This is a genomic window from Nisaea nitritireducens (assembly GCF_014904795.1).
GTDB classification, from domain to species: Bacteria; Pseudomonadota; Alphaproteobacteria; order Thalassobaculales; family Thalassobaculaceae; genus Nisaea; species Nisaea nitritireducens.
Genome location: NZ_JACZFS010000049.1, coordinates 1 through 9,505, shown reverse-complemented (window position 1 = coordinate 9,505; position 9,505 = coordinate 1). Strand labels below are relative to the sequence as shown.

General features: G+C 59.5%; 9 protein-coding genes. 4 read left to right on the top strand and 5 right to left on the bottom strand.

The features are described from left to right. Nucleotides 1-1,581, bottom strand: a 1,581-nt coding sequence (locus tag IG629_RS17150; protein ID WP_193173153.1) for an ABC transporter substrate-binding protein, incomplete at its 3' end; no start/stop codon positions are given. A 237-nt stretch (nt 1,582-1,818) separates the two neighbouring features. Between IG629_RS17150 and IG629_RS17145 the strand changes: the two genes are divergently transcribed. Further along, nucleotides 1,819-3,666: an ABC transporter ATP-binding protein gene (locus tag IG629_RS17145; RefSeq protein ID WP_193173152.1), complete on the top strand. Its 1,848-nt coding sequence runs from the start codon at nt 1,819-1,821 to the stop codon at nt 3,664-3,666. Nucleotides 3,667-3,705: 39 nt separating this feature from the next. Here the strand turns inward: IG629_RS17145 and IG629_RS17140 are convergent, their stop codons facing one another. The 4 genes from IG629_RS17140 to IG629_RS17125 all read right to left on the bottom strand — a co-directional run bounded on the left by IG629_RS17140 (nt 3,706) and on the right by IG629_RS17125 (nt 6,795). Then, on the bottom strand, nt 3,706-4,590 hold the full coding sequence (locus tag IG629_RS17140) for a lipid A biosynthesis lauroyl acyltransferase (RefSeq protein ID WP_193173151.1): 885 nt from the start codon (nt 4,588-4,590) through the stop codon (nt 3,706-3,708). Between the two features lie 114 nt (nt 4,591-4,704). Beyond that, entirely contained in the window at nt 4,705-5,271 is a 567-nt protein-coding gene (locus tag IG629_RS17135; RefSeq protein WP_193173150.1) for a peroxiredoxin-like family protein, read from the bottom strand. A 135-nt stretch (nt 5,272-5,406) separates the two neighbouring features. Then, the gene (locus tag IG629_RS17130; protein WP_193173149.1) at nt 5,407-6,021 is read right to left on the bottom strand and encodes a TetR/AcrR family transcriptional regulator; all 615 of its coding nucleotides are present in this window, start codon (nt 6,019-6,021) and stop codon (nt 5,407-5,409) included. A gap of 291 nt (nt 6,022-6,312) precedes the next feature. Then, nucleotides 6,313-6,795: a tRNA (cytidine(34)-2'-O)-methyltransferase gene (locus tag IG629_RS17125; protein ID WP_193173148.1), complete on the bottom strand. Its 483-nt coding sequence runs from the start codon at nt 6,793-6,795 to the stop codon at nt 6,313-6,315. 197 nt (nt 6,796-6,992) lie between these two features. Between IG629_RS17125 and petA the strand changes: the two genes are divergently transcribed. The 3 genes from petA to IG629_RS17110 form a co-directional block, all read left to right on the top strand. Further along, the gene (gene petA / locus IG629_RS17120; protein ID WP_193173147.1) at nt 6,993-7,523 is read left to right on the top strand and encodes a ubiquinol-cytochrome c reductase iron-sulfur subunit; all 531 of its coding nucleotides are present in this window, start codon (nt 6,993-6,995) and stop codon (nt 7,521-7,523) included. A gap of 12 nt (nt 7,524-7,535) precedes the next feature. Continuing rightward, nucleotides 7,536-8,792 carry a cytochrome b gene (locus IG629_RS17115; protein WP_193173146.1) on the top strand — a complete coding sequence of 419 codons (1,257 nt, stop codon included), beginning with the start codon at nt 7,536-7,538 and terminating at the stop codon, nt 8,790-8,792. Beyond that, nucleotides 8,792-9,505, top strand: a 714-nt coding sequence (locus IG629_RS17110) for a cytochrome c1 (RefSeq protein WP_404923909.1), incomplete at its 3' end; no start/stop codon positions are given. The genes IG629_RS17115 and IG629_RS17110, both read left to right, overlap by 1 nt.

Genomic DNA, 9,505 nt, shown 5'->3' with positions numbered 1-9,505 from the left:
GGCGAAGGACCACCGTTCCGCAAATTTACAGCCGTCAAGCTCCCAGTTACCGGCCATCTGCTCGGACGGCAGGATCTTGTCGGATGCGGCGAAGACATAGTTCGCGAACATCGGCACAACCACACCGCCGTCGTTGCTGACGATTTCCTGCATCTCGTAATACATGGTCCGGCGCTTGTCGCTGTCGAGCTCAGCACGGGCCGCGAGGAGCAGTTCGTTGAACCGGTCATGTTTCCAGAACGTGTCGTTCCAGTCCGCACCGGCGGCATAAGCCGTTGTGAACATCCAGTCCTCGGTCGGACGGCCGCCCCAATAGCAAGCGCACCAGCCCTTTTTCATCCAGACGTTCGACCAGTAGCCGTCGTTCGGCTCACGGACGACTTCGATATCAATGCCTGCCTTGGCCGCATGCTCCTTGTAGAGCACGGCAGCATCGACAGCGCCCGGGAAGGCTGCGTCGGCGGCGGACAGCTGGATCGTTGTGCCGTCGAGACCCGCTTTCTTGAAGTGGAACTTCGCCTTGTCCGGATCGTACATCCGCTGGGCGAGGCCTTCAGCGTGATACTGGTTGGTCGGGCTGATCGGGTGGTCGTTACCGACAACGCCATGGCCGCGCAGGATCTTCTTGACCAGTTCTTCCCGGTCGATGGAATATTTCAGCGCCAGACGCAGCTCGCTATTGTCGAACGGTGCCGTGTCAGTGCGCATCGGCATGGTGTAGTGCTTGTAGCCTACAGTCTCCATGACGTTGATGCCCTTCGAGCGCTTCAGAAGATGCACGGTCTTCAGATCAGCGCGGTCCATCATGTCGATTTCACCGGTGGTCAGAGCGTTCTGACGGGCGGCGAGGTCGATGATGGTGATCAGCTCGACGGAGTCGAAATGGCCACGGTCGGACTTGAAATAGTTCTTGTTCTTGGTCGCTTTCATACGCACGCCCGGCTCGTAGCTCTCGAGTACGTACGGGCCGGTGCCGATGCCTTCGGTCGGGTCGATCTTGCCGTTCTTGGCCGGCTTGATAGCGATATGATAATCGCTGATCACATACGGGAAGTCGGCGTTGCCAGCCTTGAGTTCGATGATGACTTCATTCTTGCCGTTGGACTTCATCGACGCGACCTGCGCCAGCAAGGATTTCGCCGCGGACTTCGTATCTTCGCCCATGTGATATTCGATAGAAGCGATCACATCGGAGGCTTCAAGGGTCTTGCCGTTGTGGAATTCGACACCCTTGCGCAGCTTGAAGGACCAGATTTTGGCGTCCGGGGAGGCTTCCCAGCTTTCCGCCAGTTCCGGCTGTACGGAGCCGGTATGGTCGACTTCGCCGAGATGATTGAACAGGGTGTAGTCGAGGGACAGCGAGAAGCCGTTTTCCCAGGTCGCCGGGTCGAGCGAGTCAGTTGTCGATCCGTGTGCAATACCCGCACGCAGATGACCGCCCTTTTTGGCCGCATAGGCCTTCTTCCCCATCAATGCGGAAGTGGATGCAGCAGTCACGCCGAGAGCAGCGGTGCCGCCGAGAAATCCTCGGCGTGATACGTCAATACTCATTGCTGACGAGAGCTTGTTGTGCGATTTCATTCGAGCCTCCTGTTTTGCCAAATTGTTGCGCCGATTATTATTTTTGCTTTGTTAGGCGCTTGTCCGATTGACCGGATAATTTTGAATTCGAGGCGGCAATAGTACGGGATACCGAATTTAAATCAACATGGTCCGGTCGGGATTGTGGGTATCTGCGCGATTTTGGGCCCGCAAATCGGTGGCGGTCAGGCGGTGCCATGCTATATGCAGAGCGCCGCATTGCTTGGATTGGACTGCATGGCCAACAAACCCGACCGGACCAAAATCAGCCTCACGGACGAGGCCAGTATCACGCTGCTCAGGCGGGTGGTCCGCGATCTTGTGAGACCCTATACGGGACGTCTGATCCTTGCCGGGCTTTGCATGGTGCTTGTCGCCGCCGCGACAGCCGCATCGGCTTGGCTGATGGATCCGATGGTGAACAAGATTTTCGTCGAGAAAGATCTGTCGGTACTGTGGTTGGTCGCTGGCGCGGTCGTCGCGACCTTCTTCGTGAAGAGTGTTGCGGCCTATGTGCAGGAAGTGCTGGTCGGCTATGTCGGTCAGCGGGTGGTCGCCGACACTCAGGCCCGGCTTTACCGGCACCTGATTAATCTCGATCTTGGCCTGTTCCAGGACCGGCATAGCGGCACATTGATTTCGCACTTTACGTTCGACATCAATGCGATGCGTAACGCGGTAGCGAATGCCCTGGTCGGTCTCGGCCGGGATACCCTGTCCGTTATTTTCCTTGTTGCGGTGATGTTTTATCAGGACTGGCTGCTGGCCTGCATCACCTTCGTCGTCGCGCCGCTCTCGGCATATCCGATCCGTCAGCTCGGCAAGCGCATGCGCCGTGTTTCGGCTGAGACGCAAGAGGAAATGGGCGCGATGACCAGCCTGTTAACCCAGGGCTTCCAGGGTATCCGCATGATCAAGTCTTTTGGTCTCGAAGAGAATGAGACAGGACGAATTCAAGGGCTGGTGGAGCGGCTTTTCCAGTTGAACTACCGGGGTGTTCGGGTGAAGGCAGCGCCGCAGCCGATCATCGATTTTCTCGGCGGAGTCGCTGTGGCAGCGGTCATTGCCTATGGCGGCGCCCGAGTGATTGAGGGACATACATCTCCCGGCGCCTTTTTCTCTTTCATCGCGGCGACCCTGATGGCCTATCAGCCACTGCGTGCGCTCGGTAAAATCACAACCCACATCCAGGAGGGCCTCGCTGCCGCCCAGAGGGTGTTCGCTCTGATCGATCAGGCTCCGCAGATCAAGGACGCACCTGGTGCCGGCCCTCTGCCACGAGCTGCGGGTGCGGTGAAGTTCGATGCCGTCCAATTTTCCTATGGTGCGCCTGCTGAGGCTGACGATGAGACGGGTGAGGTCGGTATAGCGCCGGATGCAGCGCTCAACAATGTGAGTTTCGAGGCGCCGGCCGGCAAGGTCACGGCATTGGTTGGCCCCTCTGGTGCCGGCAAGAGCACGGTGCTCTCCATGATCCCGCGCTTCTACGATCCGGCTGGTGGTTGCGTCATGGTCAACGGACTCGATATCAGGACCGTGACCCTCGAAAGCGTCCGCAAGGCGCTTGCCATTGTCAGTCAGGACGTCGTGCTGTTCGATGATACTGTCATCAACAACATCCGTTTCGGTCGGCTCGATGCGAGCGATGAGGAAGTCCGGGCTGCAGCCCGTGCCGCTGCGGCGGATGATTTCATCACCGCATTGCCCAATGGCTATGAAACCGTAATCGGCGAGCAGGGCACGAGACTCTCCGGCGGGCAGCGGCAGCGGCTGGCGATCGCACGGGCCATTTTGAAGGACGCGCCGATCCTGTTGCTGGACGAGGCGACCAGTGCCCTTGATACCGAGTCGGAGCGGCAGATTCAGGATGCTCTCAAGATCCTGATGAAGGGACGGACAACGATTGTCATCGCGCACCGGCTGTCGACCATTCAGCATGCGGATGTCATCCATGTTTTCGATGGTGGACGCGTGGTCGAAAGCGGAAGCCACGACGAGCTGATCGGCAAAGCCGGGCTCTATGCGCATCTGCATGCGCTGCAATTCGGGTCAGGCGAACCGGCCCGGAGGGATCGTTCCGTCTAAAGGCTGCCCTGCCAGAAGCAACACGGCGCGCCTTGCTTTTTAGTCGGGCCAGCGCCGGTGCACCCAGAACCATTCCGACGGCCGTTCGCGTACCCAGTCCTCGATCATGGATGTCGCCGTCTGGGTGAGGCTGCGCACGGCTTCTTTCCGGTCTGTCGTGTCCGGTTTTTCCAGAGGCGGGTAAATCGTTGCCCGGAACCGTGCGCCCGGCAGCCGCTCGACCCGCGTCGGGTAGATATCGCAATCGAGCATCTGGGCGAACTCTGCAAAGGCGCTGGGGGTCATAGCGTCCCGCCCGAAGAATTTGACCGGAATGCCCTCCCGTAGCTTCTGATCGATCAAAAGGGCAACGGAGCGGTTCTGCTTCAGGATCTTGATCAGCTCCCGCGCGGCACGTGGTCCCTTGGCGACCAGTTGCACCTCCGGGTGCGGCTTCCGGGCCTCGAAAAGATCTTTCAGATAGGGATTGTTCGGGCTCCGGAACACCGGGTTTACCGGAAGCCCGCGCAGGGCCGAGGCGATCGGCAGCACTTCCCAGTTGGCGAGATGGGCTGAGAAGAATACGGCCGGGCGCGGATTGGCGGCGATATTCTCAAGCCGCTCACCGCCGTGCACTTCCAGACGCTCTAAGGCTTCGGCCTTGATTGTGTCGTGGTGCGGATATTCGGCGGCCGTCCGGCCGAGATTGTTCCACATGCCGTTCAGGATGCGTTTGATCTCGGCGCTGTCTTTTTCCGGGAAGGCGCGTTCCAGGTTCCTGCGGGCGGTACGGTGTGCCGGCAGGAATGGCCCGACAATCTGCAGGACCTTGCCGCCGATCCAGGAGGCGGCGGTGAGAGGCAGCAGGCGCACGACAAACAACAGCACGGCCAGGAGGACGGCTTCGAGTCGGAAACGGAGTGTCTTGAGCGGATGATTTGTCACGCTGCCCTAGTAGCCCAAGGCCGGAGCCGGTGCCAGTGGAATTCGGGCGCGGACGGGGGGTGTTGCGCAAGGCAAGACCGGGGAAGCCGCTGGACGGCTTCCCCGGGTATTCGGTTATTCGGCGGCTTGCGCCAGATGATCGACGATTTCGCCGCGTCCTGGGTAATCTTTCGCGATAACGAAATCGAGGGCTTTCAGGACCGCGGCAAAATCCGGACGTGCGAACGGCATGGTCTGGACGCTGGCAAAGTACAGCTCACCGTTCGGCCGGACCACGAACAGGCCCGGTTCGACGAACAGCTTCGGCTCCTCGATGCCGACGGAGGTCTTGCCCCGTCCGGACGAAATGTACAGGCCCCATTCCCGGGCCTTCTCCAGTGTCAGGCCGTAACCGACCGTCAGGTTTTCCAGTTTCCAGTCGTCCTTGGCTTGTTGGGCGCGGGCGGCATCGTCACTGGAAAGCACGATCACCTCGACGCCGCGCTCTTTGAAGTCGGCGAGCTTGCGGTCGAGATCCTTCAGGTACATGCCGCAGATCGGGCAATGCAGGCCGCGATAAACAACGACCATCGTGAAATTCTCGGGCTTTGCGTCCGAGATGCTCCAGCTTCCGCCACCGAGGGTCTCGACTGAAAGGGCTGGGACCTGCTGGCGCGGAAAGAGCGGGGTAAGCTGAGTCATGGATGTTTTCCTGTGGCTGAGATCTGTGATGTTTATTATGGAATGATCATTCCAGACTTCAGTATTAATAGCCAGCCCTCAAGAAAACGTGTCCGAGGGACCGCCCGATAATGCAGTCAGGGGAATGTCTGGAGCTTACTCGGCCGCGACAGGCAGTTCGGGGTGCTTGCTCTCGATCACGGACAGGGCGCTATTGACGACATCCTGCAGGGTTTCCGCATCGGCGTCGGCGCGTGCGAACACACGGATGCCGTTCGCTGTCGCCGTCATGAATCTGGCAACCGCCCGGGCATCGATCTGTGCGGTAATCCCGCCTTCGTCCTGCGCGCGCAGGAGGGTCTGATAGAAGACCTCCTCAACACGCGCGAAGCTGCCGCGGAGCATCCCGCCGATGTCGGGGTCGTGCGGGGCGAGTTCGACGACGGAGTTCGTAATCAGGCAGCCGAGCTTGCGGCCATCGCCTACGGAGAAGGCAATTAGATCCTCGAAATAGGTCCGGATCGCTTCCAGAGCCGATTCTGTCTCCAGCATCTTGGAGAGGCGCTTGGCGCTGACATTCGAAATGTAGAAATCGACTGCGGCCTGAAACAACCCGCGCTTGTCGGTGAAGGTATCGTACATGGAGCCACGGTTGATGCCTGTCGCCTCGACCAGATCCTGAACGGATGTCGCCTCGTAGCCGCGCCGCCAGAAGGCCTGCATGGCTTTCTGCAGGACATCGGCTCGATCGAATTCTTTTTGTCTAGCCATGCGTTCAGGATGGTTGTTGCGTCGGGAATGTCAAGTTCTGGACTTAGATAGCCGGAAGGATAGGCGTGATTTTGCTAAAATCCGGTTAATCGATATCGCTTCTCTTTGAATCCGAAAAAGCGGGTGAGAGGAGATGAGGAAATGAAAGCGTCTGGTTTGCTTGCAAAATGCTTGGAGGAAGGAGCCGCGGAGGCGGCTTTTTCCTGTTCTGGCGCAGAAATCGCCAGCAACGTTGAATGTGTGCCCCGTCATCACGAGCAAGCAGCGTTCCGGCGACACCGTCATGCCGATCTAGGCGTGCTCTCCGCCTGATTGACGCGGGGCGTTCCGGTCAAATCCAGTCTGTCGCAGCGCTTCCCAGGCCGCGATCGAGGCACTGACCGCGAGATTGAGTGATCTGAGACCGCTCTGCATCGGAATGGAGACGCGTGCATCGGCCTGATTGTGAACCTCTTCGGGCACACCGGCCGATTCCCGACCGAACAGCAATATGTCATCTGCCTTGAAGGTGAAGTCCTCAAGAGAGGCATCGGCTTTTGTGGTCAGCAGAACCAGACGCCCGGACGTTCTCTGTTCCAGAAAACGCTCCCAGGAATTGTGCCGGGACCAGTCCACATGATCGATATAATCCATGCCTGCGCGGCGCATCCGGGCGTCGCTCAGGGCAAAACCGCAGGGCTCGATAATGTCCACCGGAAACCCGAAGCAGGCGGCAAGACGGAGAATGGTACCGGTGTTTTGTGGGATATCCGGTTGATAGAGCGCAATTCGCACGGTGACAGGCCTATTGCTTGCAGGAGACTAGGGAGGCTTTGCAATTGGTTTCTGGGTGCAGTATAGGACGATGCAATAGCGTCAGAGCAGGACTTTTGCCTGCCGGTAGCGCGCGACCCTGTGTCGCACTCACAGCGGCAGGGGACGGGATAAGTTCCTTGGCGAATCAATAAGTGGGCGAGAGGTGCTGATTTACAATGGCTGAGATGGAAGAAGGCGCGACACGGCGCGACTTTATCAACGTCGCCAGCGGCGCGGTTGGCGCGGTTGGTATCGCGGCCGCGGCTTGGCCGTTCATCAACCAAATGAACCCGGCGGCGGATACGCTTGCCCTCGCGAGCACGGAGGTTGATATCTCCGGGATCGAGGTCGGCATGGCGATCACGGTCGTCTGGCGCGGAAAGCCGGTCTTCATCCGTCACCGCACGGCGGCGGAAATCGAAGAAGCGAAGGATGTCGATCTCGGCGAATTGCGGGACCCGACTCCGGATGCCGAGCGCGCAGAGAAGCCGGAATGGCTGATTCTGGTCGGTATCTGTACCCACCTCGGCTGTGTGCCGCTGGGTCAGAAGACGACGGAAGCGCGTGGCGATTTCGGCGGCTGGTTCTGCCCGTGTCACGGCTCGCACTACGACACCTCCGGACGGATTCGCAAAGGCCCGGCTCCGCTGAACCTTCCTGTACCGCCATACGTCTTCACCGGCGATACCGCGATTAAAATCGGTTGAGGAGCGTGATCGATGAGCACTGCTAATTTTACCAATCCGGTCGTCCGGTGGATCGATCACCGTCTTCCGATCTTCAGCTTCCTGCACCATGAAGCGCATGAATATCCGACCCCGAAGAACCTCAGCTACTGGTGGAACTTCGGCTCGCTGGCCGGGATCATGCTGGTCATCATGCTGGTTACGGGCATCACTCTCGCGATGCACTACACCCCGCATGTCGATTACGCCTTCGCCTCGGTCGAGCGCATCATGCGCGACGTCAATTCCGGCTGGCTGATCCGCTACATCCACATGAATGGCGCCAGCTTCTTCTTCATCGCCGTCTACATCCACATGTTCCGCGGTCTCTATTACGGGTCCTACAAGGCCCCGCGTGAGCTGCTATGGATGCTGGGCGTGGTGATCATGCTGCTGATGATGGCGACCGCTTTCATGGGCTACGTGCTTCCCTGGGGCCAGATGAGCTTCTGGGGCGCGACCGTCATCACCAACCTGTTCTCGGCGATCCCGATTGTTGGCGATTATGTCGTCACCTGGCTGTGGGGCGGCTTCTCGGTCGACAACCCGACCCTGAACCGGTTCTTCGCGCTGCACTATCTGCTGCCGTTCGTGATCTTCGCGGTCGTCGTGCTGCACATCGTGGCGCTGCACCGCTTCGGCTCGAACAACCCGCTGGGCATCGACGTGAAGGGCCCGCAGGACACGATCCCGTTCCATCCGTACTACACCATCAAGGATGCGTTCGGCCTCTTCGTCTTCCTGATCCCGTTCGCCTTCTTCATCTTCTTCGCGCCGAACTTCCTGGGCCACCCGGACAACTATATTCCGGCCAACCCGCTGGTCACGCCGGCGCACATCGTGCCCGAATGGTACTTCCTGCCGTTCTACGCGATCCTGCGTGCTGTTCCGGACAAGCTGTTCGGGGTCCTGGCCATGTTCGGTGCCATCGCGGTGCTGTTCATCCTGCCTTGGCTCGACCGGTCCCCGGTGCGCAGCGGCAGCTTCCGGCCGGTCTTCAAGATCTTCTTCTGGCTGCTGTTCGTTGACTGCATCGCGCTGACATGGCTCGGCGGCAAGCCGGCTGAAGGCTGGTATGTCACCGCGTCCCGGATCGCTACGATCTACTATTTCGCATACTTCCTCGTCGTGCTTCCGCTGCTCTCGATCTTCGAGACACCGAAACCATTGCCGAAGAGTATCAGTGAATCAGTGCTCGGCGGATCTGGCGGACCTGCCGCCGCGCCTGCTGCTGCGAAGGAGAAAGCATAATGGGTATGAAATCTCTGATCGCGGCGACCGCACTGTTCACGGCTCTCTCCATGGGCGGACAGGCGGCACATGCAGCCGGTGATCCCATTCACCTGGAAAAGCAGGACTGGTCCTTCTCTGGCCTGTTCGGCACCTTCGACCGGGCGGCCACACAGCGCGGCCTCCAGGTCTACCGGGAAGTTTGCGCAACCTGTCACTCGCTGAACTACATCTCCTTCCGGAACCTGGCCGATCTCGGCTATTCGGAAGGCGAAGTGAAGGCGATCGCGGCCGAGTACGACGTTGTCGACGGCCCGAACGACGAGGGTGAAATGTTCACCCGCCCAGGCACCCCGGCAGACCGTTTCGTTGCACCGTTTGCCAACGATAACGCTGCACGGGCTTCCAATGGTGGCGCCCTGCCGCCGGATCTGTCCCTCATCGTTGAGGCACGGGCTGGCTTCGAGGATTACATCTATGGCGTCCTTATCGGCTACGTCGAGACTCCGGAAGGTGTGACGATCGCGGAAGGCATGAGTTACAACAAGGTCTTTCCGGGACATCAGATCGCGATGGCGCAGCCGCTCTACGAGGACGGTGTGACCTATGCGGACGGCACCACGGCCTCTGTCGAACAGATGGCCAAGGATGTGACGACGTTCCTGGCATGGGCGTCCGAGCCGAACCTGGAAGCGCGCAAGCGGACCGGTGTCGCGGTGATCCTTTTCCTGATC